Consider the following 25,569-nt stretch of genomic DNA (forward strand, 5'->3'; position numbering starts at 1 on the left):
GAACCTGACTTTTTGGAGGAACAAATTATGATGGAATTATCAGATGTACGCAACGAGCTCGACAAAACAGCTAAGAAATTAGTGGACTTTAGGGGGTCTCTTTGACTTAGAAAACAAAGAGGCTCGTATGCAGGAACTCGATGAAATGATGATGGACCCTACATTTTGGGATAACCAAGATGCAGCGCAAGTGGTCATTTCTGAAGCAAACGCACTCAAAGACAGCGTTGGTGAGTTCCACGAAATGAATGACGAACAAGAAAATCTTGAAATGACCGTCGAACTGTTGAAAGAAGAGCCAGATGAGGAGCTTCAAGAAGAATTAGGAAGCGAATTAAAAGCGTTCTTAAAACGGATGGATGAGTTCGATTTACAGATGCTTTTGAGTGAAGAGTACGACAGCAGTAGTGCTGTTCTTGAAATCCACTCAGGCGCAGGTGGAACGGAGTCCCAAGACTGGGCATCGATGATTTTACGTATGTACACACGGTGGGCTGAGCAACACGGCTACAAAGTGGAAACACTCGATTACCAAGCGGGTGACGAAGCTGGCGTTAAATCTGTCACACTTTCCATCAAAGGGCACAATGCTTATGGATATTTGAAAGCGGAAAAAGGCGTTCACCGTCTTGTCCGAATTTCACCGTTCGATTCTTCGGGTCGACGTCACACGTCATTCTCTTCTGTTGAAGTAATGCCTGAGTTCTCAGGTGACGTAGACATCGATTTGAAGATGGAAGACGTAAAAATCGATACGTATCGCTCGAGTGGTGCAGGTGGACAGCACGTCAATACGACGGATTCCGCTGTTCGAATGACTCACCTTCCAACAGGTGCGATCGTAACGTGTCAGACAGAACGTTCACAGATCAAAAACCGTGAACGCGCGATCAACTTGTTGAAAGCAAAAATTTATCAAATCCGTGTGGAAGAAGAAGAAGCACGTCTTCTTGAAATCCGCGGAGACCAAAAAGAAATCGGTTGGGGCAGTCAGATTCGCTCATACGTCTTCCACCCATATAGCATGGTGAAAGACCACCGTACAAATGAAGAAACGGGTAACGTAGGCGCAGTTATGGATGGGGAACTTGATCCATTCATCAACGCGTTCTTGCGTTCACGAATTTCGTAATAGCGCACTAAAATAAAAATGAATAGCGAGGCTGTTTTCGAAAGTCACGAAAATGACGATCGAAGGCAGCCCCGTTTTTTACTTTTATCTAATTGAAAATTCGATTCCTTTATACATAGAATAATCCTTTACTGGAGGTGAGAACTTGTCCTTTAAAAAGAAAGAAAAACCGGTTCAAGTGCTTTATAACGTTTTAGTCTTTACAAGCGGTTCAGTTGACGAAGACACGTTACAAGAGTGGACGGATCAGCTGATGGACGCCGCCGAGAATGTCGGGACAAGCTGAATGGATCATTGCGGAAGAATACGACACTCGGGAAATTGACATTCTCAAGGAACGGTTTCCGACCTTCGATCAGCAGCATCCCTTTTTCCAAATCAACCAAATCGATTACACTGCAATTCAACAGGAAGTGGAAGCCATGGAGAGCGCTCAAAAATGGCGAAAGCTTTTCAAAATGATCCCTTTAAGCAAGTATTTCGATATCGAAGAACGTATTGTTTCAGACGCAGCGAGATCTCTCCTCTGTACAAATGATTTGGAGGAAGCCGAACGCTTTTTAGTAAAACAGCATAAGATCGATACTCGAGGATGAATAAATAACGGTGTACTTGGTCAGCCTAAAGAGACAAAGAGCAGTTAAAAGAGACAGTCATTGAAGTCATTTAGATGAATGTTGAAAAGGCAGTGAGTGAGTAATTGTTGATAACAAATTTCACCACGATTAAAAATTAATATTTCACCAAAACAGGTTTGATTTTCGGGAAATAGAGAATACTAAATAGAAGGAGTTCGCTCCAAGTTGGGTATTCGTCATGGGTTTGTCATACGATTTAAGCGAACTTGAACTTTTTTTGCTATACTAGGAAAGCACGTAATTCATCTAATCGAAGGAGGATACATTCATGAAAATGAAAAACAAATTTTTAGCTACAATCTTTGGCGCAGCACTCGTACTTGGTGCTTGTGGTGGCGGCGGAGATGACAAAGCTGGAGACAAAGAGTCAGCTGCTGGCGGCGTAGACGCGGACAAGGTATTCCAAGCGAACTGTGCAACTTGTCACGGTGGTAACTTGGAAGGTATGAACGGTCCTGCACTAGCTAACATTGGTGGAGAGCTTTCTGAAGCCGAAATCCACGACATCATCGAAAACGGTAAATCAGGCGGAATGCCTGGAGGACTTATTAAAGGTGAAGAGCTAGACGCTGTTGCTAAATGGCTTTCTGAAAAGAAATAAGTTCTTTTTACGTCTTTTATAAATCTTCAACAATTAGCAGGGGTGCTTCGGCAACCTCTGTTTTTTTGTATTTTCTTGTAGTTTAAAGAGAACGTTCATGAGGAAGGCAGACAATATTAACTTCCAGAAAAAGGACATAACATTACAGAATTGTTGAAACAAGGTGAACGTTCTTCGAGAAATGAAATATTCCTGTAATACTGTGTAGGTTTATATCTGTTATAATGAAAAAGCTGAAGAAAAGTAATTGAATCAGGTGGTTACAAAATGATAAAAATGAAAAACGTGTACAAGAAGTACTCGAATGGTGTCGTAGCCGCAAATGGTATTACAGTCGACATTGACCGGGGGGAATTTGTTTACGTAGTTGGCCCGAGCGGTGCAGGTAAATCGACATTCATCAAAATGATGTATCGCGAAGAATCACCAACAAGTGGACAGATTTTCATCGATGGAACAAACCTAAGTTCGTTAAAAAACAAGGAAATTCCATACTTACGTAGACAAATCGGAGTTGTATTCCAAGACTTCAAATTGCTACCTAGACTGAATATTTATGAGAATGTAGCATTTGCACTCGAAGTCATCGAGGAAAAACCCGCGGAAATCCGTAAAAAAGTAACAGATGTTTTAGCGCTAGTCGGCTTGTCCCAAAAAGCGAGAATGTTTCCTAACGAGTTATCAGGCGGAGAACAGCAACGTGTGTCGATTGCACGGTCCATTGTCAATGAACCTAAATTAGTTATTGCAGATGAACCGACAGGAAACCTAGATCCGGATACGTCGTTAGGCATCATGAACATCTTTGAAAAGATTAACAACCGTGGGACGACCATTATTATGGCGACGCACAATAAAGATATCGTGAATTCGATTCGCCACCGCGTTTTGTTAGTTGAGGGCGGTATGATTACACGAGATGAATACGAAGGGGAATACAGTTATGAAGGGTAGAACGCTAGGCCGTCACTTCCGGGAGAGTTTTAAGAGCCTCGGACGAAATGGCTGGATGACGTTCGCCTCCATCAGCGCCGTTGCTGTTACGCTACTTCTTGTTGGTAGTTTCATTGTTATGATGATGAACTTGAACAAGATGGCAGACAACATTGAAAACGACGTAGAAATTAAAGTGGTTGCGGACCCTGCAGCAAGTAGTGAGGCCGTAAAAGAGTTACAGAGTAAAGTAGAAAAGATGGACGGAGTCGCAAGCGTCAAGTATGCGACACGAGAAGACGAACTCGATAAGATCATTAAGTCTTACGGTAAAGAACTATCTCTATACAAACAAAGCAATCCGTTGGGAGATGCGCTTTATGTCAAAGCCGCAGACCCACACAATACGGCTGCAATCGCAAAAAAGATCGATACATACGAGTATACAGCTGATGTTGTTTATGGTGCAGGGAAAGTCGAAAAATTGTTCAACATCGTTAAAATTAGCCGCAATGTGGGTTTGATTTTAATACTGGCGCTTCTGTTTACAGCGATGTTCCTAATCTCCAATACAATTCGTTTAACGATCATTGCACGCGGTCGAGAGATAGAGATTATGAAACTAGTCGGAGCGACGAATAACTTTGTTCGTATTCCGTTTATATTAGAAGGTGTCTGGCTAGGAATCTTCGGATCACTTCTTCCGATGGCCGCGATCGCCATTGCTTATCAACAAATTCATGCTTACTGGCAACCGAAATTGGTCAACGAACTATTCCAATTACTAGATCCGATTCCATTCATCATTCAAGTGGACGGTCTACTGTTGTTCATGGGTGTCTTCATTGGCGTGTGGGGCAGCTTAATGTCCGTACGAAAATTCTTGAAAGTCTAACTTAGCCAATCGATTTGAAAGGGGAACTGGGACTGTGAGAAAGAACAAAGGATTGCTACTCTCTACGATGGGGGTACTCTTACTCTCCACTTCATTATCTGGAACAGTAGCATCAGCTAGCTCATTGAAAGATATGCAAGATGAGCAAAAGGTACTTCAACAAAAACAACAACAATTAGATAAAGGGATTCAACAGAAGTCTAATGAAATCTCTAAAAAACAAACAAAAAAACAATCATTAATCGAACAAATAAATAAGTTGAATGGAGAAATCGAAGCCAACAACGAACAGATTCGTGATGTAAAAGAAAAAATCGATCAAACAACGACGGAAATCACAGAACTACGTGCTTCCATTAAAACATTGGAAAAACGTATTAAAGAACGTGATGAAGTTTTAAGAGAACGTGTACGTACGATGCAGGTAAAAGGCGGAGACGTGAGTTACCTGGACGTGCTTCTTGGCGCGAACAGTTTTGCAGATTTCATTGACCGTTTCTCAGCAGTTTCTACATTGATGGATGCGGACCGTAAAATCATGCAACAACAAGAAGATGATATGAACCAATTAGAAGAAGAAAAACAGATGGTAGAGACGAAACTCGCTCAACAAGAAGAACGTAAGAATAAGCTTACGGACTTGAAGAAAAAGCTCGAAGGTCAAAAAGCGGAGAAGGACAAGCTTGTTGATCAATTAGAAACAGAACAAGCGAAGCTTTCTACGGAAAAAGCTGACTTGGAAAGCGAATACGACGAAACTCATGATATTTCTGAAGATCTTATCAAGCAAATCAGTGCTGAACAAGATCGACTAGCAGAAGTCGCGCGTCAAGCTGAACTTAAGCGTAAGCGTGATGCGGAAGCTGCCGCGGCAGCGAAGCGACGTGCTGAACAGGCAGCAGCTGCATCTAAGTCATCAAGTTCTTCATCATCGTCATCGAATAAACATAGTTATTCAGCACCAGCAGCTCCTTCAGCACCAGTTGTTTCAAGCGGAAACTGGACGAGCCCAGCGCATGGTCGACTTACATCGTCATATGGTTGGAGAGTACACCCAATCTTCCATACACAGAAACAGCACCGTGGACAAGATATCTCTGTTCCAATTGGCACATCGATTAGCTCAGCAGCTGAAGGCGTTGTATCTCACGCAGGACCAATGGGTGGGTTTGGTAATGTAATTATGATTACTCACTCAATTGATGGTCAAATCTTCACTTCTGTTTATGCTCATTTATCAAACATCGCTGTAAGTTCTGGCCAGTCAGTTGGTAAAGGACAGTTCATCGGTAAATCAGGAAATACAGGGAATTCAACAGGACCTCACTTGCACTTTGAAATCCATGTTGGGAACTTCTCAGCTACAGGACCAAGTGCCGTGAATCCATTGCGTTATGTATCTTTCTAATAAATGACTTATAACGTGTATTACCGGTTCTTCACGAGAACAAACATCGTATAATTCGGTACGACGTATTACTGGAAAGGCTCGCATTCGCGCGGGCCTTTTTCTTTTGCACTAAATGAGCAATTTTGGTGGAGTTGCTAGGCGCTTTACGATACCATGAGAGGTATACTGGACTAAAGGAGACGATCATGCCTGTCACCGATTATTTTCTATTATGGAAGGTAACCGTTCCTTCTGCGTGGCTCGCAGCAATTCTTGGATTTTTCTTCGCCTGGCTTGCTGTTCGAGTGAAATTCGGTAAACAGATGGCAGACCTATTTGGAGATGCCTTGTTTACACTAGTCATTGTTTGGAAACTGTCCGTAATTATAACGGACTTTGAAACCGTACGACGTTCACCTATGGCGATACTCTACTTCAACGGAGGATTGTATGGATTCCTAGCAGGCCTTGTTATCGCTGCGTTGTTCCTAATCTTTAACCGCTCGCCTAAGCCGGTAGGAATAACTAGAGGGCTTTTGTTAGGTGTTGTATGTGCGCAATCAGGCTACCAAGTGATGATGGCATTGTTAAACAACGGTTCATTATTTGCAAAAGCGGTAACACTAGGTGTGTTTGTAACAGTTTCGATTTTATCGTTCAAGTATGCGGATCATGAACAGCTGCCTGTGTTTTATGCAGTAGGACTGTTTGTCGCTGCCCATGCGTTCGTTGCAGCAATTCAGCCGATCGGATTCACAGGAATTCCGTTCGCTTCAACAGTCGTCGCTAGTGTGTTGCTCATAATTCTTGATAGACATCAAACAAAACGATGGGGAATAGATGGAGGGATAGTATGAATAAAAAATGGATTGGTTATGCGATTGCAATTCTCTTAATTGGTACGATGATTGTGATGATGGTGAAGTCGAATTTGGATAAACCCGAAGTCATTGATACCGCTAAAACAGAAGTCGTCGATACCGTTAAAACAGAAGCTGTTTCCGGTGCTGTAGAAGGGTTGGATAAAGGCAACACACCTCCAGACTTCGAACTTGAGACATTAACAGGTGACAAAGTGCGCCTATCAGAGTTAAAAGGAAAAAAAGTAATCTTGAACTTCTGGGCAACGTGGTGCCCACCTTGTAAAGCAGAAATGCCTCACATGGAAAACTTCTATAAGAAACTGAAACCTGAAGACAATGTTGAACTAATTTCCGTAAACTTGACGACTGCTGAAAATCGCGGTGTCAAAGCAGTCGAAGAATTCGTAGACGCCTATGAACTGACATTCCCAATTCTTCTCGATACTGAGGAACTCGGAATGACGGACTACAAAGCATTCTCCATCCCAACCACATACATCCTCGCAACCGACGGCACCATCGATAACAAAATCGTCGGCCCGATGGACGAAGCCATGATGGAACAACTCGTAGCCGAGGTGAAATAAGGTTTTGTACTATTTCTTTTATCTCTTAACTCTTTCATTCAAAGCAAATAGTAATTCTAACAATACGCGTTGATTGAAGCTGAAGCCGTGCCCCTCAGAAAGTGCCCGTCTGAAGCGTAAATCAACTCAGTCTATGTGCCAATTTATTTTCCGGTTTCTGCTTGTCGTAACCAGCTCCCTTCTTTCATATAGTTGAAAGAGGAGGGGATGATGACGATGCGCAGGAGCCGGATTTTTGCGTTTGGTATTTTAGCCGCAATCGCGGTTTGTCTCGTATTGGTGCTTGACGGGTGTGGGAAAAGTGAGGAAAAGGCACAGACCTCGAGCGGGAAATTTAGCGTCATTGATGAAGCCTATGACGTCATTACAAGCAACGCCGTGTACAAACTCAAAGAGAACGACTTAATCGAAGGAGCGTTGCGCGGGATGGCCGATGTTATCGGCGACCCGTATTCTACGTACCTTACGAAAGAAGAAGCCGCGTCACACAAAGAATCACTTGCTGGAGAACGAGTCGGCATTGGTGCGGAAATCACGCGAACGAATGGTAAATACATCATTGTATCACCTGTTAAAGGTTCGCCTTCAGAAAAAGCGGGGCTGCTTCCTTATGACGAACTCGTGCAAATCGATGGGGAACGGGTCGAGGGTATCACATTGAAAGAAGTAGTGAAAAGGATCCGTGGTAAGCAAGGGACATCTGTGAAACTGGTCGTCTACCGTCCGGAATCTGGAAAACACGTGAAATTTACGATTGAACGAGATGTCATTCCAGTTCACACGGTGAATTCAGAAATCCTTGAAGAGCGTGGGAAGAAAATCGGCTACATAGGATTGACGATGTTTGGCGAAGACAGTGCGAAAGAGTGGCAAGCAGCGACAGAGTTGCTTTTTAAAGAGGGAGCGGAAGCCTTACTCATTGATGTCCGCGGAAATCCCGGAGGGTACTTACATGCAGTTGGAGCGATTGCAGGCAGTATGCTTCCTGAAGATACTGTGTTTGCGTATATGGAAGACGTAAAGGGCCAACTGACACCACTTGTGACAGAGCCTGCAAAAGATCTTGTGTTTAATCCGAAATTGCAAACCATTCCAGTCGTGATCTTACAAGATAAAGGCAGTGCTTCAGCGAGTGAAGTGTTGAGTGGTGCACTTCAAGATTTAGGACGTGGATTTGTTGTCGGAACGACGAGTTTCGGTAAAGGGACTGTGCAGGAGACGATGAAACTATCAAACGGCGGGGAAGTTAAGCTGTCGACTCACAAATGGTTAACGCCGAAAGAACGTTGGATTCATACGGAAGGTATAGCATCCGACTTGGAAGTGAAGCAAAATAAGTTGTTTTCTGAGCACCTCAGAGTGATTGCGGATACCTATAAAGAGCAACAATACCACGATGATATTGCGTACGCACAAGTATTACTTACAGCGCTTGGATACAAGACAGGTAGAGAAGACGGGTTCTTTGATGAAGGAACGAAAGACGCGGTTGCTGTATTCATGAAGGATGAAAAGCACAAGTCATCGGGCAAGATGGACAGTACGTTTTTCCAAACATTGAAGAAAAGTGCAGAAGCGTATCGTGAAGATCGTGCGAATGACGAGCAGCTATCAATGGCTATCGGGTTTTTGCATCATTCACTCTCTGAAAAGTGATCGCTTTGCCCTACTTAGAAATAACAGTCTGTCACGACTATCCATTCCATTCCAATCTTTGTTACAATAGAACAAACTAGCAGGATTGGATTGGAGTGTGATAGAACGTGTCTGAGAATTGGTTGTTTGACGTATTGCAAGCAGCAACTGTCTTTTTTCTGAATCCATTATTCTGGCTGATACTCCTTGTTGCGGTTGTGCTCGGTTATGTGCGAGTGAAACGCGAGCGTAGAGACTTCAATATTCGCAAATTACCAGGGCTGACAGAACTAAAACGGCTACTAGCAGATTCATGGTTACATGCACTTGTACTGTCCGTCCTGCTTAGTGGGATCGGATTCGTAACAGATGCAGGATGGATTGTATTATTTTCTGCGGTGATGCTCCTCGTACTCATTAGTTTCTACTATCAATGGGGATCGCCAATTTACGCAGCAACCATCGCTTTTTTCGCATTGGTTGTATGGCAAAAGTTCGGCGGAGCGTTTACGTACCATGGTTGGTCGATAAAAGACGTGGATATACTGGGTCACTTGTCGGTAACCATTCCAGTTATAGCGGGACTATTGCTCATTGCAGAGGGCTCGCTCATTAAGAAATCTACAATACGCTACGCTTCTCCACATTTAGAGAAAACGAGTAGAGGGCTTCGTGCTGCGGTTTTCAAAGTGAAAAGATTATGGATGTTGCCTATTGTTCTAGTCGTACCCGGGGATATGATCTCTGCATACGTACCGTACTGGCCACAATTCACGCTAGGTGCTGAATCATTTAGTTTTGTTCCGGTACCCGTGTTGATTGGATTAAGCCAAGTCGCGCGCAAACGCTTTCCAGATCAGATCTTCCCGAAACTCGGTGGATCGGTTATTTGGACGGGAATTGCCGTTGTTGCATTAGGTCTTGGTGCACTTTACGAACCACTCATTGGTTGGGGCGCGTTACTAGTTGGCGTCGTTGTTAGGACTGTTTTAACGATTGTTGTAGCGGTTGAGGAACGAAGCGGGGGCTATGCAGCTGCGCCTAGTACGAAAGGCGTCGTCATCGCTGGAGTTCTTCCAGGATCACCTGCTGAGCGCCTTGGACTACAACCCGGTGAAGTCATTCGCGCGGTGAACGGTATGCAAGTTGCGAATGATAAAGAATTGTATGATGCGATTCAAGTGAATGCGGCACATTGCAGGTTGCAAGTTGCTGATCGAAACGGTGAAGTCCGTTTAATGCAACAAGTGCTCTATCGACATGATCATTATCAACTCGGACTGTTACTCGTTCGATAATAGATAGGAAGGAGGCGGAGTACAGTGGAAAGTCTAGCGACTAAATTTGTGATGGCTTTGTTCATCCCAGGAATTCTCGTCGTGTTTTTCACACGGGTCACATTCCATCAACTGGTCGGCTTAGTGTTGACGATTGCGCTCATCGCCGCCTCCGTTTACGCGGGGTACACGCATAACTGGATGTTGTACGTCGCGGATGCGTTGTCGCTGACGGTCGGATTCTGGTATGCCAATCGAATGGTAGCGAAATCTCATCGCCAGTCTAATGAGAATTTACAAGAATAACGAAAAGGCCTTGCACAATGTGCGAGGCTTTTTCGTTTCTTCTATTCTATAAGTATAAGAACTGCTATTTTGGGGTATGATAGTATCAAAAGCATCTACATGAATAGGCTATAAACCGCTAGAACACCTATCGTTCCGAGGACAACAGGCATAAGACCGAGTCCGAGAATCGCAATAAGGAAAGCGGTCGCAGCACCAATGATTCCGAATAACACATTGCCTTCTTGTACATAAAATACTGCTGGAAAAATGAGTGCACCGAGTACAGCGAACGGAATATTGCTTAACACACCCGTAACGAGTGGCGGTAACTTTTTTCCATCGAGAATGGTAAGAGGGATCATGCGCGGAATGTACGTAACAAGTGCCATCCCGAACAGCATCCACCAATAAGTTGGGCCCATTAACTCTCCTCCTTTTCTAAGACGAGGTTTTGAGTCCGTCCATACTTCATGTAAATTACTTCAATGAGGATCGAAGACAGTAAGGTGGAAGCAAGAATCGCCCACCCTGTCGATAACACTCCGGTATAATAAAAGATACAATGAAGAATAGCTGCAACACTTGCGAGTAAGACGACTTTGCGATTGCCTTTCATCGAAGGGACAAGTAGTGCGATGAAGAGAGCATAGAGTGCGATCGACATGGCGGCTTGAAGAAATAAGGGTAAGTTCGCGCCAATGACGTGTCCTAACGCGGTGAAAACTACCCAGCTTCCGTAAGCAATGGCGATGACCCCAAAGGCATGAGCGCTCGATACTTTGTCCTGTTTACTCGTTGCGATTACGGAAAAGGTTTCATCAGTGACGCCAAATGCATACGCTGCTTTTACGGTTTTTGGTGCAGGTTGCATCTTTTCGTTCAGTGAAGCCGTCATTAGAAAGTGACGGATATTGACGATGAATGTATTCATGACGATTAAAAATGGATCGACGCCCGCTGTTATCAAGCTGAGCGATATGTATTGCGCGGCACCTGCAAAGACAAAAATACTCATCGCGGTTGCTTCGAACAAAGAGAGGCCAGTCGTTTTTGCGAGTAGACCGAATGTAAGCGCAACAGGGAAATATCCAATCGCGATGCTGAGTCCGGCGCGTAGGCCGTTGGTAAATTCACTGCGTTGCATGCACATCCCAGCTTTCCTATGAATTTCAATACTAGTGATTATACTACATCTACTAGAGACAACAAGACTGAATTTTTAAATGGTTGTAAAAAGAGAGAATAAGGTAGGGGTGACTCGAGATGCAAGAATGGTTAAGTGTAGATAAGGTTACTGAACTTGCAGAACAATATAAGGCATTCGGTCCGTTCATCGGCATTTTGTTGCCGTTTATCGAGTCGTTTCTGCCTTTTTTACCGTTATTTGTGTTCGTCATTGCGAATATAGCGGCATTCGGAATTTGGTTAGGCTTCATTCTATCATGGGGTGGAACCGTCATTGGCTCCTATGTAGTATTTTTGATAATCCGAAAATATGGACAAAGTCGCATGTTGAACTTCCTCACCAAACATAAGAAAGTGAAAAAGCTCATTATATGGGTAGAGAGCAATGGATTCGGTCCGCTGTTCTTGTTCATCTGTTTCCCATTTACGCCGTCTGCGCTCGTCAATTTAGTTGCAGGATTGTCGAATATGAAGAAGACGTATTACTTGATGATCTTGATTGCTGGAAAGTTCGTCATGGTCTTTATGATCGGTTTTGTCGGCTACGATTTGAAAGCGTTATTTACACAACCAATTCGCTCCGCTATTGTCGGCGTTGTAATTTTGCTCATGTGGCTTGCAGGCAAATACTTTGAACGTCGTTTGAATAAAAAAGTCGAACGCCATGCACAAGAATGGGATGGTAAGAAACATTGGGAGGACAAGTAATAGATTAATGATGAGCGCTTCGCCCTGCGAAGCGTTTTTTGTTTGATTAAATTCTGGGTGCTGCGTTGGGCGCTCATAAAACATCAGATTCGCTCATAAATGTAGGAATCCGCTCTTAAAACTTGAAATGTGATCATAAAAGTGGGAAACCGCTCATAAAACTCAGAAAGTGATCATAAACGCCCTCCTTACCACGACACGCCCTCTTCAATCTTTGAGTACTACCGGTGCGCTCATAAAACGTGGGATTCGCTCATAAAAGTAGGAAACTGCTCTTAAAACTTGAAATGTGATCATAAAAGTAGGAAACCGCTCATAAATCTCAGAAAGTGATCATAACGACAGAAAACCGCTCATAAAATTCAGAAAGTGATCATAAACGCCCTCCGTACCACGGCACGCCGACTTCAATCTCATGCAAATCCCATCAAATAAGCACGAAAATACACGTTATAACGAAACACGAACACATATTCGAATAATCCCCTCTCAGACTTTGATTCTTCTAGCGAAAACACTTACAATGAGAAGACTAGTATTAGAGAGAGAGGGGCTATCTGATGACGCTGCGATTTATCACGGGACGTTCTGGGACGGGGAAGACGTATACGATTGAGCAAGAAATTGTAAAAGCGCTGCAAACAGATCCGCTTGGTGCACCGATTGTGCTCATTGTGCCGGACCAAATGTCGTATTCGTTGGAGCACAGTCTAGCTGCACAATTCGGATTAAACGGAATGGTACGTGCGCAAGTGTTAACGTTTAAGCGATTGGCTTGGCGTGTGTTGCAAGAGACTGGTGGAATAACAAAAAAAGAAATAGACGGCTTCGGATACCGTATGCTAATCCGCAGTGTTCTCGAAGACAATCGAGAGGACTTTAAGTTGTTCCGGCAAGCTGCAGACAAACGAGGATTCACAGAACAAGTAGAGGGCGTCTTGAAAGAGTTCAGTCGCTATTGTCTCGATCACGTGACCCTGTCTCAGCTACACACTGAATTAGCGGCAGTATCTGCACCACGGTCGTTGGTCGATAAAGCAGGTGACTTGTCTTTGCTTCTACAAAAGGTAGAGGAGCGTCTTGGAACTTCTTATGTCGACGGGGAAGGTCATTTAGCAATGCTTTCCGGGCAAGTCGAATTCTCTTCGTACATCAAAGAAGCGGACATTTACATAGACGGATTCGAGTTGTTGACGAACCGGGAGCACGAAATCATACGGGAACTATTGAAATATGCGAAGCGCGTAACCGTGGCGCTTCCGACAGATGAATTAGCTAACGCAGCAGAAGATCATGAACTGTTTTTCAGCCCGATGCGTACGAAGCAACTGATTATGGAACTAGCACGCGAAGAATCTGTAGAAATTGAGCCAGAAGTACGCTTTGCGACGACACAACGATTCCGGAATCCTGACGTCAAGCATTTGGAGGACCAATTCGATAACTATCCAGCCACGCAGCAATTGAGTAGTGGGGATGTACGTATCATTGAAGCGACCGATCGCCGGGCGGAGTTGCATGCTGTAGCACGGTCAATTCGTCAGCTCGCAATGTCTGGGAAGCGCTATAACGACATGGCAATTTTGTATCGACAACCTGAAGTATACGATGAGTTAATCGAGACCATATTCCCGCAATACGATATCCCAGTGTTCATTAGCCAGAAAAAACCGATGCTACATCATCCACTGATTGAGTTTACGCGTTCAGTGTTAGAAGCGGTCACAGGAAACTGGTCATATGAAGCAATCTTCCGTGCAGTGAAAACAGATTTGTTTTTCCCTAAAGGTGAAGACCGTCAACTATGGCGGGAACGCGCCGATCGTCTGGAGAATTATGTACTGGCGCACGGGATCCACGGTCTCCGTTGGTTTGACGACGTACGTTGGCGTGTGAAAAAGTATCAAGGACTCGAGTTGCATACGGAAGTTCAGACGGATGAAGAGCTCGCCATGCAAGCAGAATTGCATAGTGTTCGAGATTTGATCCGTGAACCGCTTGAGGCATTCGGAAAAACGTTGAGAGCGGCGAAAAACGGTAGAGAAGCTGCAGAAGCGTTGTTTACATTCATGGAAACCCTTCATGTGTACGATAAAATAATCGACCTTCGTGCTGAAGAGGAGCGTGCTGGGCGACTGTTAGGTGCATCTGAGCATGAACAGGCATGGACAGGGTGGATTGGGATTCTCGATCAGTTTGTGCTCATGTTCGGTGATGTGAAAATGGCTTCTAAAGATTCCGTTCGGGTGTTGGATGAAGGCTTTGATACGCTTGAATTTGTGCGCATTCCGCCATCACTTGACCAAGTGACGGTTATGACAATTGACCTCGCAACATTTTTGAGTATTGATGAAATATTTGTCATTGGGACAAATGACGGTGTGTTACCTCAGCGAATTGACAATGAAGGACTGATTTCAGACGTCGACCGACAATGGTTTGAAACGGTTGGATTTGAACTCGCACCTTCAGCGAAATCACGGTTGATGGATGAAACGTATAAAGCGTACCGAGCATTTACCGCTGCATCAGAAGGTTTGACGATATCTTATTCAATTGCGGATGAAGCTGGGAAAGCGCTGATTCCATCGTTGTACATTCCGAGATTGCATCAGCTGTTTGAAGGATTGACGACAGAAATCGCCGTCGGAGATCCGTTGCAGTTACCGGACGCTATGGATGAATTTGCGTATATAAGCCATCCGAAGTCAACATTGGCTCATGCATCTGCCCAATTACGCAATGCGGAAACAGCAGGCGGTTTGTCGCCATTATGGCAAGCAGTTGTTGCTTATTACGAAGACGATCCGCTTTGGGCTTCGATACTCACAGGTATCCAAGGGACGAGGAAACACGGAACGGATACTGAGCGGTTAACCGACGACGTAACCCACGGATTATACGGGGAAACGATGTCGTCGAGCGTATCGCGTGTCGAATCGTATTACAGTTGTCCATTCCAGCATTTTGCGACATACGGTCTTGGATTACGCGAACGATCCGAATTCACGTTGGAAGCTCCAGCAATCGGGGATTTATTCCACGCGGCACTGAAGTGGGTATCGGATGAAATCATGCGTACCGGAGCAACGTGGGCAGGTTTATCAAAAGAAGATTGCTTCCGCTTAGCGCGCGAAGCGGTGGACGGAATTGCGCCGTACTTCTTCCATAAAATTTTGTTATCGACGAGTCGACATTTCTACATTAAACGAAAACTGACTCGTATCATTCAACGAACACTGTTTGCGTTACGTAGCCAAGCAACTGCCTCTACTTTTGAACCGATCGCTGTTGAAATCGGCTTTGGACCTGGCGAACAGATGCCGCCACTTTCCATCCCCTTGAAGCATGGAGGGCAGATGAATTTACGCGGACGAATTGACCGCGTGGATGCATCGACTGTTAAGGATAAGACGTATATCCGCATTGTCGATTATAAATCGTCTTCGAAAGCGCTCGATTTAACGGAAGTATATTATGGTTTATCGCTACAAATGTTGACCTATCTCGATGTTGCGCTTGAGCATGCAGACGAATGGCTTCAAGTACATGCAGATCCTGCAGGGATGTTGTATGTCCATGTCCATAATCCAATGGTGCGCAGCATACAAGAACTGTCTGAAGCTGCTGTAGAAGAAGAGATGTTGAAATCGTTTTCGATGAAAGGGTACGTGTTGGAAGATTTGTCAGTCGTAAAAGAAATGGATAGCGACATTGAACAATCATCGAAAATCATTCCTGCGCGAGTGAAGAAAGACGGCTCATTTTATGCAACATCGAAAGTGCTAGCTCCTGACGATATGCAGTTGCTAAGAAGCGCTGCGCGCGCGCGACATCGTCAGGCGGGTGACGCGATGCTTGCAGGGGATACGCGCGTCTATCCATATCGATTGAAAGAGCGGATGCCATGTAACTTCTGTCCTTATCAGGGCGTGTGTCAATTCGACACGACAGATCCGGATGCGAAGTACCGAAATTACGCCGAACTCTCGGCGAAAGAATCGCTCGATAAAATGCGGAAGGAGGTCAAAGGAGATGCACATACCACAGAAACCGAGTGACGTAACGTTTACAGATGACCAATGGAAAGCGATTTATGCATCAGGACGCGACATTCTTGTGTCTGCAGCAGCTGGATCCGGGAAAACGAAAGTACTCATCACACGGCTCATCGAAAAAGTGTTGGATGAAAAAAATCCAATCAACGTTGATGAATTATTAGTTGTTACATTTACGAACGCCGCAGCGGCAGAAATGCGTCATCGCATGGGAGCTGCGCTCGAAGAAGCGATTGCGATGCATCCAGAGTCTTCGCATCTGCGGAAACAATTGAGTTTATTGAACAAAGCTCAGATTTCTTCCATGCACTCCTTCTGTCTCAATGTCGTTCGGCAATATGCCTACTTGCTCGACATCGACCCAGGATTCCGGATTGCAGATCCAACGGAAGCTGCGTTGCTGCGTGACGATACAATTGCAGAAGTGCTAGAAGACGCCTACAGTGCAGAGGATCCTGAAGCGGTCTATCGATTGGCGGATAGTTTCACATCGGACAGGAATGACCAATCGCTCGAACTTCTTATTGATCGGCTGTACGATTACTCACGCGTGCATCCTGATCCTGAAACGTGGTTGTTTCAAATTCCACAGCAGTACGAAATTGGTGAAGCTGTCACGATTGATGACTTGGATTTTATCGAGCCACTCAAATCTGCGATTCAGCAAAAGTTAGAAGAAGCGGCTGCGCTTACGACAGATTTGCTTCGAATTGCGAGCCTGCCAGATGGACCTGCTCCACTTGAAGCGACGGCTAATGCGGATTTAGTTTGGATACACGAAGCTATCAGGAGTGTTTCAACTGGCACGTGGGAACAAACGCATGCATTATTCCAGCAACTCGTCTGGGTGAAAGCCGGAACGGTGAAAAAGGATTCGTGCGATGAAGAACTAGCAAAGCGCGCGAAATCGTTACGAGATTCGGTGAAAAAGCTCGTCACGAGTATTAAAGACGCCTATTTCGTCCGGACGCCCGCTCGTTTACTGACGGAAATTCGGTTAATGGCGCCGATGATGCACACATTAATCGAACTTGTCATCGATTTCGGACACCGATATCGAGCGGTTAAGATAGACAAAGGGATTGTCGACTTTTCGGATCTCGAGCATTATGCACTCGATATATTGACGGACAGTGAAGGTGATGTGCTTGTTGCTTCAGATATTGCGCTAGATTACCAGTCCAAGTTCAAAGAAGTTCTCGTCGATGAATACCAGGATACGAATTTATTGCAAGAAGCGATTGTGCAATTCGTGAAAAGTGGTACAGAATCGTCTGGTAATTTGTTCATGGTTGGAGATGTGAAGCAATCCATCTATCGATTCCGATTGGCTGAACCGGGTCTGTTTTTAGGAAAGTATGGCCGGTTCACAGAAGATGCGATCGATGAAGGTTTAAAGATTGATTTGAACGCAAATTTTAGAAGTCGTAAAGAAGTGTTAGATGCGACGAACTATATCTTTTCTCAAATTATGGGTGAGCGTGTTGGAGAGATTGAATACGATGACGCTGCAGCGCTCAAGTACGGCGCTCGCTATCCCGAGGCGGAAACAGCTGCGCAACTCACGGTTCTCTATTCCGAAGAGGAAGAGTTCGAAGATGAAACAGCAGAGGACTTGGAAAACTTGAAAAGTTCTCAAGGTGAAGCTCGGTACATGATCAAAAAAATTAAGCAATGGATGGCGGACGACCATGAAGTGAGCGATGCGTTCAGTGGAGAAAAACGCCCGATTCGATACAGCGATATCGTCATTCTCATGCGTTCCATGACATGGTCTGGGGAGATAGCGGAAGAATTCAAGCGTGCGGAGATTCCTGTCTATGTCGAATTGTCGCGAGGCTATTTTGATGCACTCGAAGTGACAATTATGCTGAATACATTACGCGTGATCGATAATCCGTATCAAGATATACCATTAGCTTCTGTACTCCGAGCGCCATTTGTTGGAATGACGGAGAACGAACTGGCACAAGTTCGTCTTGCTGCGAAGAACGTTCCGTTTTATGAGGCATTGAAAATGTTCATCGCAACGAAAGGTTCTGGTGTTGCACCTCAAACGCAAGCAAAATTACAGCGCTTCTTGCTCGCATTTGAACAATGGCGCAATTTAGCACGTCGAGGTTCTTTGTCTGAACTGATATGGCAAGTGTATAGCGATACGAATTATTATGAAATAGTTGGCAGCATGTCAAACGGCAAGCAACGCCAAGCGAATTTACGTGCACTGCACGACCGGGCAATCGAATACGAGAAAACATCGTTCCGAGGACTGTTCCGGTTTTTGCGATTTGTAGATCGCATGCAGCGACGTGGAGATGATCTCGGTGCAGCGCGCTATTTGAGTGAAAAAGAAGACGTCGTGCGAATTATGACGATTCATTCATCCAAAGGGTTAGAATTCCCGAATGTGTTTGTTGCAGGAGTCGGCAGGCAGTTTAACAAAATGGATTTTAATGAACCGTATTTGTTTGACCAGCATTTCGGATTAGCAGTAAAAGCAATTGACCCGGATAAACGGATTATGTATACGTCACTGCCGTTTCTCGCGATGAAAGAGCAGAAAGAATTGGAAATGCGCTCTGAAGAAATGCGCGTGCTTTACGTTGCGATGACGCGAGCGAAAGAACAACTTGAGCTTGTTGCGACTGTGAAAGATATCGAGAAATCGATTACGAAATGGCAAGATGCACAACTCATCGATCCTGGACAACGATTGCCCGATTATATGCGCTCCCGTGCGAATGGCTATTTGGATTGGATTGGTCCAGCTGTTGCGAGGCACGCTGATTTCGTGAAGTTTGGTACGACTCAAGGCGCTATGGTGATGGACCATCCGTCTAAGTGGGGGATTAACGCCCTACCAGTTTCTTACTTCAGTGAATCGTTCTCAACTATTGATGCAGCCGATGATGTTGCTGTAAAAGAGCTACCTGAGATGCCACCAGTAGATGAATCGCTTCTTGCGAAAGTTACAGAGCGTTTTGACTATACGTATCCACATCAAGCGTCTGTAAAAAAACGTTCAAAGGTTTCTGTAACTGAACTGAAACGCGTCGCTCAACTTGAGGCAGAGGCATCCCTCGGAAATCCATTCTCAAGTCCAACTGGTGAAGTGAGTCAAGCTTACTTGCACGAACGACCATCCTTCTTACAGCAACGTTCGATTAGTGCAGCTGAAGTTGGAACAGCGATGCATACGGTCATGCAACATATCGATTTATCCACGACTAGAAATCGGCAACAAGTGGATGTCTTATTGGATGAGTTGGTGGAGCGTCAATTATTGACGAGTGAAGAAGCAAACGCCCTGGACCGTGAAACGATTGTGCAGTTCACGGGTTCTTCTGTTGCACAACGAATTCTTCAAGCAACCCGTGTATTTAAAGAATTGCCGTTCACATATGCTTACGATAGTGAAGACGGGGATTCTCAAATCTTACAAGGTATCGCCGATTGCTTATTTGAAGAGGCGGATGGTTGGGTATTGTTAGATTACAAAACGGATCGCTTAACGGGACGATTCGACTCACAAGAACAGACTGATAAAGAAATGCAAAAACGATATCGTATGCAACTGAGTTTATATAAAGATGCGATAGAGTCCATTACGCACGTGACGATTAAAGAAATGCTCTTGTATTTGTTTGATGAAGGTCGCGAATTACAGATTCAGGAGGATGTAGTTTGAATAAATTACCTACAAGTGAAACGGGGCGCATTGAAGCGTTAGATATGATTCGTGGACTATCTTTACTTGGTATTTTCATTGCCAATATGATTCACTTCCATTCTCCAGTCGTTTACATGGAACCTTATAGTTGGTTTGAAGACAATGGGGAAGGCTTGTCCTACATGTGGTTGGATATTTTCATAGAAGCGAGTTTTTATCCGATATTTGCAATGCTTTTCGGGTATGGATTAAGTATGCAGTACAGTAAGTCTGTCCTACAGCAAACTTCTTTCGGACCCACAGCAGCTCGCAGAATGGTCATCCTACTCGCATTTGGTATCATTCATGCGATTTTCATTTGGTCAGGAGATATTTTGTTCACGTATGCTGTGCTCGGCTTCCTGATGATTGCACTTGTCCGAATCCCGCCGAAATGGTTGTTCTTCGGTGCTCTCTCGCTCTATATAATTCCAAATGGCTTACTTACAGCAACGGTGTATGTGAGCGAGCGATTGATGGGAGAAGCATCATTATCCGAGTTTGCAGATATCCAAAAGATCCAAGATGCAATTCAGGTGTACGGACATGGGAGTTACTTAGAAACAATGGCGTTTCGCGTTCAGGAGTGGCTAGTCGCAAGTGTTGGCGGATTATTCTTAACTCCGTTTATGATTTTGCCTCTAATGATGATTGGTGCTGCTCTTGCAAAATGGAGAATTTTTGAGCGGGCGAATGAAATGAAAGGTCGTTTGATCGTTATTGGTGTAAGTTCACTTATTATCGGTGTAGCGCTCAAAGCAGTTCCGTTTTTAATCTCTACGGATTACTCTATGCAATTCATTCAAACGTATTTTGGGGGACCGCTCGTCTCTGCAGGATACGTGTCCCTTTTGTTAGTGCTCTGTACGTTGCCATGGTTCTCGAAAGTGTTCCGACCGATTGCCAAGGCAGGACGCATGTCTCTGACGACTTATATCGGTCAATCCGTTATTGCAACGCTCATTTTCTACCACTATGGCTTCGGCATGTATGGGAAAGTAGACATTGCGACAGGAACACTCATGGCTGTTGGAATCTTTGTAGTTCAGGCGTTACTCGCGGACCTATGGCTAACGCGTTACAAAATGGGTCCACTTGAATACGTGTGGCGAATCGGTACGTATGGCACTATTTTATCGAATAAAAAGGATAAACGACGAGACTTGTCGTAACAGTAAGTAATGACAACCAATGATGGAAGGGATGGGCTATTCAATGAAACTACTCTCGTTCAAGTATGATGGGAAGACATTATTCGGACCAAAAGTGAAAAAGGAAGAGGCTGTTTGGGATGTACAGAAGATTGCGGAAGCAGTTGGAGAACAGAACTTTCCTGAATCGATCGCTGAAGGCGTAGTATCGGGCGTGGATTTTGTAGAGAAAATCCGCACGTTATGTGAACAAGCTCAAACGCATGATGGGATGGATAGCTTTAAGTATTCGTTCGATGCAATTGAATGGTTATCCCCAATTCCGCGGACGCCTAAAAATGTACTCTGTGTCGGAAAAAACTATGCAGATCATGCATCTGAAATGGGTGGCGAAGGTGCCCCTGCGAAATTAATGATGTTCACAAAAGCACCGACTGCAATTTCAGCAGATGAGCAGACGTTGTCTGTCCACGAAGCCGTGACAAGTCAGCTCGATTATGAAGGAGAGCTAGCGGTTGTTATCGGTAAAGGCGGTCGCAATATTCCGAAACAGCTCGCGTACGATACAATTTTCGGATATACAATTGCGAACGATTTAACTGCACGTGATCTGCAAGCGGAACGGCAGCAATTCTTCTTAGGGAAAACGTTGGACGGCAGCTGTCCGCTTGGGCCATACATCGTTACCAAGGATGAGATTCCGAATCCTCATAACTTGTCCATCGTTACTAAAGTGAACGACGAAGTTCGTCAAAACGGTAATACAGGTTCCATGATCATTCCAATCGATGAAATCATTGAGGAACTCTCTAAGTTTGTCACGCTTGAACCGGGAGATGTCATCTTAACAGGAACTCCTGCAGGCGTCGGTAAAGCGATGAATCCACCAAGTTATTTGAAAGCTGGAGACACTGTAAAAGTGTCTGTCGAGGGGATCGGAACACTCGTCAACTATTTCAAGTAAAGTACCGTCTGTTTTGCCTAACTTATGATCTATGGTAAGATAAGGCATGCACATAGACATATGAATGAGGTGAATAACTTGGACTTTTTAACAAACTCAACACACTTACACATCTTTTCGTGGGTTGTCGGCATTATTTTGTTTCTAATTGCTGCGACACAACCGCTCGATTCAAAAGTTCGTAAAATCATGAAGATGGTATTGCGTGTATTCTACATCTTGATTATCATTACTGGATTAGCATTGTTTATTAAATTCATGAGTGGTGACGCTGCATTGTACGGTGTGAAATTCATATTCGGTATTGTCGTAATCGGCATGATGGAAATGGTTTTAGCACGTCAAGCGAAAAACAAATCGGCTCAATTGTTCTGGATTCTATTCGCTATTGCTGTAGTAATTACTGTAGGACTCGGATTCCACTTGCCATTCGGTATTAAACTCTTCTAATTCTCGCTGTTAGATGAACACGTAACAAAGGAGGGGTTCGAATGGTCGGATGGACAGTATTGTTTGCTGTTTTTGGCATCATGGCTCTATTCGCACTCTCTGTAGTGATCACTTCACGGAGAATGCAGTCTACGGAAGAGAACGATGAGTTAGATTGAAACTAGTAAACCCGCTGAAAACTCTTCAGCGGGTTTTTCTATGTAGTTTTCACAGGATTGCCTTATTTTTGGTTAGGTAATTTAGTTTTATTTAGAAAGCATGGCAGCGCTTGAAGGGGTTTGGTAGTATTAAGTGATGTGTTATGATCACATTTCGTGAGTTATGAGCGGAAACTGAGATTTATGATCAAATTCTGCGAGTTATGAGCGGAAATTGGGATTTATGATCACATTGCGTAAGTTATGAGCGGAAATTGAGATTTATGATCACATTCTGCGAGTTATGAGCGGAAACTGGGATTTATGATCACATTGCGTAAGTTATGAGCGGAAATTGAGATTTATGATCACATTTCGTGAGTTATGAGCAGAAACAGAGATTTATGATCACATTCTGCAAGTTATGAGCGGAAATTGGGATTTATGATCACATTTCGTGAGTTATGAGCGGAAACAGAGAATTATGATCACAATACGAAAGTTATGAGCAAAATGATGAGTTAAGAGTAAATTCCCTTGGTTAATAATAGAAGGAGGCTTTTTTGTGAACGTCAAACGACTATTGAGCGTGCTCGTCATGGTTACTTTATTGCTAATGACAGCACTTCCGGGACTCGCTTCTGCGAAAGCGGAGCGGACCTTGAAAGACGAAAGTATATATGATTTACTCGTTGACCGATTTAATAATGGTGACGGAAGAAACGATACGGATACAGATTCGCAAGATCCATCTGCATTTAATGGGGGAGACTTTTCAGGAGTAGCTCTCAGATTACAGCACATTTTAGATATGGGCTTTACTGCAGTTTCGATTGGATCGGTGTTCGAAACGGCATCTTATGACGGATTTGAAGTGCTAGACTATACGAAATTGGAGAACCATTTCGGCACAGAAGAAGACTTCACATCTATGCTTGACGATTTACATGATCAGGACATCCATGTTATTGCAGATTTCCCTCTAGCAGGTGTCAGCAAAGATCACGTGTGGGCGAACAAACTTCCGTTCACTCCAGGTGTAGGAGATACAATCGATTGGAAAGCGGACGATGCCGATGTCCAACGCGTCCTTGAAGATGCGATGGTCGACTTTGTGAAAAAGTATGACCTGGATGGAATTCGATTAACGAAAACGGATGGTTACTCACCTGAAGTCTTAGATGGATTCATCAAGGCGTTGAAAAAGGCATCATCAGGCTTGTACGTAATTTCTGATGAAGAAACAGAAGCTACAGTCGATGCGCAACCAAATGATGCAGCGATGGAAGCTTTGCAACAATCCTTTGTGAAAATCGCTCCGGACACTACGCCTCTTGACCAATTCTCAACAACGAATGCGGGGGACTTGATTCAGTTCGACAAATTAACTGGACCACGCTTTACTTATGACATTGTCGAACAGCGTATGTTTCCACCTACTCGCTGGAAAGTAGCAATTACGGCACTCTTCACATTGCCAGGAATTCCTGTCGTGCCGTACGGTACTGAAATTGCTGTGAATGGTAAAGAAGCACCTGAAAGTCATCCACTTTTCAACTTCAAGACTGATATGGAGTTGAAAGACCTAATCGGTGATATGAACCAACTTCGAAATAAGTCGAAAACGTTACGGACAGGTAATTTCAAAATGTTGTACAACAAAGACGGATACATTGTCTATAAAGTGTATGACGATGCAGAAACGTGGATTATCGCAATTAATAACACGAGTGAAACTCAAAGTTATGAACTGAATGTAGATGAGATTGGTAGCAAGAAACGTTTACGTGGAGTGCTCGATGGTGACCAAATCGTTGAAACCGAAGACGACAAATATCACGTAGTTGTAGATCGCGAAATGGCGGAAGTCTATTTGGTCAATGAAGACAAAGGATTCAACATTCCTTATCTCATTGCATCTATCATGGTCTATGTCTTATTCCTAAGCTTCTTATGGGCTGTTTGGAGAAAAGGGCGTAAAGCGCGTCAAGAACGAAGAGCCGCAGCAAATAAGTAAGTGAGAGAGCGTACATTGTGTGCGCTTTTTTTTATCAAAAAAGCGCGGCCGCCTATTAGATAGAACGACCGCACTACTTATCACTAGATTATTGTTTGTTCAAGAAAAATACAGCAAGCGTTCCCGGTCCAGCGTGGGAGCCGATAACGGAACCAATCATATGGATCTGAATTTCTTTAGGATGAAACTTTTCTTCGATTAAATCACGTAACTCGATAGCACCTGCTTCGTCGTCACCATGACTGATCGCAATCACTTGCTCGGAAATCGTATCTCCGCGCTCTTCCATGAGCTCAAGAATTCTTCGCATCACTTTTTTACGTCCACGATGCTTTTCAATCGGAACTAACCGTCCACCTTCGACGTGCAAAAGTGGTTTGATGTTCAAGAGGCCTCCAAAGAATGCACTAGCTTTTGAAACCCGTCCACCTTTAGCAAGGTAATCGAGATCCTCAACAGTAAACAAATGCTCCATATTGCCCGCCATTTTACGAACCTTTCGCTCAATAGTACGGACATCTTCTCCAGCATCGCGTAAACGGACTGCTTCCTGTACGACTAATCCGCAGCCAAGTGACGCACAACGCGTGTCGATAACAATCAAGTTCATCCGAGGATTACCTTCTTTTACCTGATCGCGCATCATGACTGATGTCTGATATGTACCCGATAATTCTGAAGAAAATGCAATGTATAAACCATCTTCTCCAGTTTCGGCGAATTCTTTCCAGAGAGCAAGGACTCGGTCCGGAGAAACTTGAGATGTTTTAGGTTGTTTCCCGTCACGGATTGCTTTGAATACTTCTTTAGAATCAATATCTATAATATCTTGATATTCCTTGCCGTCCAGCAACACAGTCAGGGGCAATAACGTTACGTTGTTTTCATCCAAATACGATTTTGGCAAATCACAACCACTATCCACGAAAATTTTCATGATGATCCTCCAAT

At 44.1% G+C, this 25,569-nt stretch carries 22 protein-coding genes; 19 read left to right on the forward strand and 3 right to left on the reverse strand.

What is annotated here, in order from left to right:
* The first annotated feature begins 30 nt into the window (after positions 1–30).
* From prfB to ACRPI0_RS02690, 12 genes are all read left to right on the forward strand, one after another.
* Positions 31–1,132 (forward strand): peptide chain release factor 2 gene (prfB, locus tag ACRPI0_RS02635; protein WP_432355870.1). Its coding sequence is split into 2 segments (ribosomal slippage): positions 31–102 and positions 104–1,132, totalling 1,101 coding nucleotides; the frame shifts between segments, so codons are not numbered across the junction.
* Positions 1,133–1,277: 145 nt separating this feature from the next.
* Complete coding sequence (locus ACRPI0_RS02640) at positions 1,278–1,418, forward strand: hypothetical protein (RefSeq protein ID WP_432354629.1); 141 nt, start codon at positions 1,278–1,280, stop codon at positions 1,416–1,418.
* Positions 1,402–1,728 (forward strand): hypothetical protein, encoded by a 327-nt coding sequence (locus ACRPI0_RS02645; RefSeq protein WP_432354631.1) that lies wholly within the window; start codon positions 1,402–1,404, stop codon positions 1,726–1,728. Before ACRPI0_RS02640 ends, ACRPI0_RS02645 begins: the two co-directional genes overlap by 17 nt.
* A 310-nt stretch (positions 1,729–2,038) precedes the next feature.
* Positions 2,039–2,371 carry a cytochrome c551 gene (cccB, locus tag ACRPI0_RS02650; RefSeq protein WP_432354634.1) on the forward strand — a complete coding sequence of 111 codons (333 nt, stop codon included), beginning with the start codon at positions 2,039–2,041 and terminating at the stop codon, positions 2,369–2,371.
* Between the two features lie 267 nt (positions 2,372–2,638).
* Entirely contained in the window at positions 2,639–3,325 is a 687-nt protein-coding gene (gene ftsE, locus ACRPI0_RS02655; RefSeq protein ID WP_432354636.1) for a cell division ATP-binding protein FtsE, read from the forward strand.
* Positions 3,315–4,199, forward strand: coding sequence for a permease-like cell division protein FtsX (gene ftsX, locus ACRPI0_RS02660; RefSeq protein WP_432354639.1), 885 nt, complete (start codon positions 3,315–3,317; stop codon positions 4,197–4,199). The genes ftsE and ftsX overlap by 11 nt, the downstream gene beginning before the upstream one ends.
* A gap of 34 nt (positions 4,200–4,233) precedes the next feature.
* Positions 4,234–5,607, forward strand: a complete 1,374-nt coding sequence (locus ACRPI0_RS02665; RefSeq protein ID WP_432354641.1) for a murein hydrolase activator EnvC family protein — start codon at positions 4,234–4,236, stop codon at positions 5,605–5,607.
* A gap of 188 nt (positions 5,608–5,795) precedes the next feature.
* Positions 5,796–6,446: a hypothetical protein gene (locus tag ACRPI0_RS02670; RefSeq protein WP_432354643.1), complete on the forward strand. Its 651-nt coding sequence runs from the start codon at positions 5,796–5,798 to the stop codon at positions 6,444–6,446.
* Positions 6,443–7,039 carry a peroxiredoxin family protein gene (locus ACRPI0_RS02675; RefSeq protein WP_432354644.1) on the forward strand — a complete coding sequence of 199 codons (597 nt, stop codon included), beginning with the start codon at positions 6,443–6,445 and terminating at the stop codon, positions 7,037–7,039. Before ACRPI0_RS02670 ends, ACRPI0_RS02675 begins: the two co-directional genes overlap by 4 nt.
* A gap of 207 nt (positions 7,040–7,246) precedes the next feature.
* Positions 7,247–8,695 carry a S41 family peptidase gene (locus ACRPI0_RS02680; protein WP_432354646.1) on the forward strand — a complete coding sequence of 483 codons (1,449 nt, stop codon included), beginning with the start codon at positions 7,247–7,249 and terminating at the stop codon, positions 8,693–8,695.
* Positions 8,696–8,802: 107 nt separating this feature from the next.
* On the forward strand, positions 8,803–9,972 hold the full coding sequence (locus tag ACRPI0_RS02685) for a PDZ domain-containing protein (protein ID WP_432354649.1): 1,170 nt from the start codon (positions 8,803–8,805) through the stop codon (positions 9,970–9,972).
* Positions 9,973–9,996: 24 nt separating this feature from the next.
* Positions 9,997–10,257 carry a CsbA family protein gene (locus ACRPI0_RS02690; RefSeq protein ID WP_432354651.1) on the forward strand — a complete coding sequence of 87 codons (261 nt, stop codon included), beginning with the start codon at positions 9,997–9,999 and terminating at the stop codon, positions 10,255–10,257.
* Between the two features lie 95 nt (positions 10,258–10,352).
* Here the strand turns inward: ACRPI0_RS02690 and ACRPI0_RS02695 are convergent, their stop codons facing one another.
* Positions 10,353–10,661, reverse strand: coding sequence for an AzlD domain-containing protein (locus tag ACRPI0_RS02695; RefSeq protein WP_432354652.1), 309 nt, complete (start codon positions 10,659–10,661; stop codon positions 10,353–10,355).
* The gene (locus tag ACRPI0_RS02700; RefSeq protein ID WP_432354653.1) at positions 10,661–11,383 is read right to left on the reverse strand and encodes an AzlC family ABC transporter permease; all 723 of its coding nucleotides are present in this window, start codon (positions 11,381–11,383) and stop codon (positions 10,661–10,663) included. The genes ACRPI0_RS02695 and ACRPI0_RS02700 overlap by 1 nt, the downstream gene beginning before the upstream one ends.
* A 119-nt stretch (positions 11,384–11,502) precedes the next feature.
* On the opposite strand from ACRPI0_RS02700, the gene ACRPI0_RS02705 reads away from it, so the two are divergent.
* The 7 genes from ACRPI0_RS02705 to ACRPI0_RS02735 all read left to right on the forward strand — a co-directional run bounded on the left by ACRPI0_RS02705 (position 11,503) and on the right by ACRPI0_RS02735 (position 24,618).
* On the forward strand, positions 11,503–12,132 hold the full coding sequence (locus tag ACRPI0_RS02705; RefSeq protein WP_432354655.1) for a TVP38/TMEM64 family protein: 630 nt from the start codon (positions 11,503–11,505) through the stop codon (positions 12,130–12,132).
* A 560-nt stretch (positions 12,133–12,692) separates the two neighbouring features.
* Positions 12,693–16,193, forward strand: a complete 3,501-nt coding sequence (gene addB, locus ACRPI0_RS02710) for a helicase-exonuclease AddAB subunit AddB (RefSeq protein ID WP_432354656.1) — start codon at positions 12,693–12,695, stop codon at positions 16,191–16,193.
* On the forward strand, positions 16,168–19,878 hold the full coding sequence (gene addA, locus ACRPI0_RS02715; RefSeq protein WP_432354658.1) for a helicase-exonuclease AddAB subunit AddA: 3,711 nt from the start codon (positions 16,168–16,170) through the stop codon (positions 19,876–19,878). Before addB ends, addA begins: the two co-directional genes overlap by 26 nt.
* Positions 19,875–21,071, forward strand: a complete 1,197-nt coding sequence (locus ACRPI0_RS02720; protein ID WP_432354660.1) for a DUF418 domain-containing protein — start codon at positions 19,875–19,877, stop codon at positions 21,069–21,071. The genes addA and ACRPI0_RS02720 overlap by 4 nt, the downstream gene beginning before the upstream one ends.
* Positions 21,072–21,114: 43 nt before the next feature.
* A complete protein-coding gene (locus ACRPI0_RS02725) occupies positions 21,115–22,014 on the forward strand; it encodes a fumarylacetoacetate hydrolase family protein (RefSeq protein ID WP_432355871.1) in 900 nt (299 codons plus the stop codon).
* A gap of 78 nt (positions 22,015–22,092) precedes the next feature.
* On the forward strand, positions 22,093–22,464 hold the full coding sequence (locus tag ACRPI0_RS02730; RefSeq protein ID WP_432354661.1) for a YisL family protein: 372 nt from the start codon (positions 22,093–22,095) through the stop codon (positions 22,462–22,464).
* 702 nt (positions 22,465–23,166) lie between these two features.
* Complete coding sequence (locus tag ACRPI0_RS02735; protein ID WP_432354662.1) at positions 23,167–24,618, forward strand: alpha-amylase family glycosyl hydrolase; 1,452 nt, start codon at positions 23,167–23,169, stop codon at positions 24,616–24,618.
* 88 nt (positions 24,619–24,706) lie between these two features.
* Here the strand turns inward: ACRPI0_RS02735 and ACRPI0_RS02740 are convergent, their stop codons facing one another.
* Complete coding sequence (locus ACRPI0_RS02740; protein WP_432354663.1) at positions 24,707–25,555, reverse strand: DegV family protein; 849 nt, start codon at positions 25,553–25,555, stop codon at positions 24,707–24,709.
* Between the last annotated feature and the right edge of the window lie 14 nt (positions 25,556–25,569).

The sequence above is a fragment of the Sporosarcina sp. A2 genome (genome assembly GCF_050858885.1).
Lineage (GTDB): Bacteria > Bacillota > Bacilli > Bacillales_A > Planococcaceae > Sporosarcina.

Bases quoted from the DNA above. Each gene is read 5' to 3' on its own strand.
- ftsE (WP_432354636.1), top strand. From the start codon at position 2,639: ATGATAAAAATGAAAAACGTGTACAAGAAGTACTCGAATGGTGTCGTA.
- addB (WP_432354656.1), top strand. From the start codon at position 12,693: ATGACGCTGCGATTTATCACGGGACGTTCTGGGACGGGGAAGACGTAT.
- ACRPI0_RS02670 (WP_432354643.1), top strand. From the start codon at position 5,796: ATGCCTGTCACCGATTATTTTCTATTATGGAAGGTAACCGTTCCTTCT.
- ACRPI0_RS02645 (WP_432354631.1), top strand. From the start codon at position 1,402: ATGTCGGGACAAGCTGAATGGATCATTGCGGAAGAATACGACACTCGG.
- ACRPI0_RS02700 (WP_432354653.1), bottom strand. From the start codon at position 11,383: ATGCAACGCAGTGAATTTACCAACGGCCTACGCGCCGGACTCAGCATC.
- ACRPI0_RS02680 (WP_432354646.1), top strand. From the start codon at position 7,247: ATGATGACGATGCGCAGGAGCCGGATTTTTGCGTTTGGTATTTTAGCC.
- addA (WP_432354658.1), top strand. From the start codon at position 16,168: ATGCACATACCACAGAAACCGAGTGACGTAACGTTTACAGATGACCAA.
- ACRPI0_RS02705 (WP_432354655.1), top strand. From the start codon at position 11,503: ATGCAAGAATGGTTAAGTGTAGATAAGGTTACTGAACTTGCAGAACAA.
- ACRPI0_RS02695 (WP_432354652.1), bottom strand. From the start codon at position 10,661: ATGGGCCCAACTTATTGGTGGATGCTGTTCGGGATGGCACTTGTTACG.
- cccB (WP_432354634.1), top strand. From the start codon at position 2,039: ATGAAAATGAAAAACAAATTTTTAGCTACAATCTTTGGCGCAGCACTC.
- ACRPI0_RS02725 (WP_432355871.1), top strand. From the start codon at position 21,115: ATGAAACTACTCTCGTTCAAGTATGATGGGAAGACATTATTCGGACCA.
- ACRPI0_RS02740 (WP_432354663.1), bottom strand. From the start codon at position 25,555: ATGAAAATTTTCGTGGATAGTGGTTGTGATTTGCCAAAATCGTATTTG.
- ftsX (WP_432354639.1), top strand. From the start codon at position 3,315: ATGAAGGGTAGAACGCTAGGCCGTCACTTCCGGGAGAGTTTTAAGAGC.
- ACRPI0_RS02675 (WP_432354644.1), top strand. From the start codon at position 6,443: ATGAATAAAAAATGGATTGGTTATGCGATTGCAATTCTCTTAATTGGT.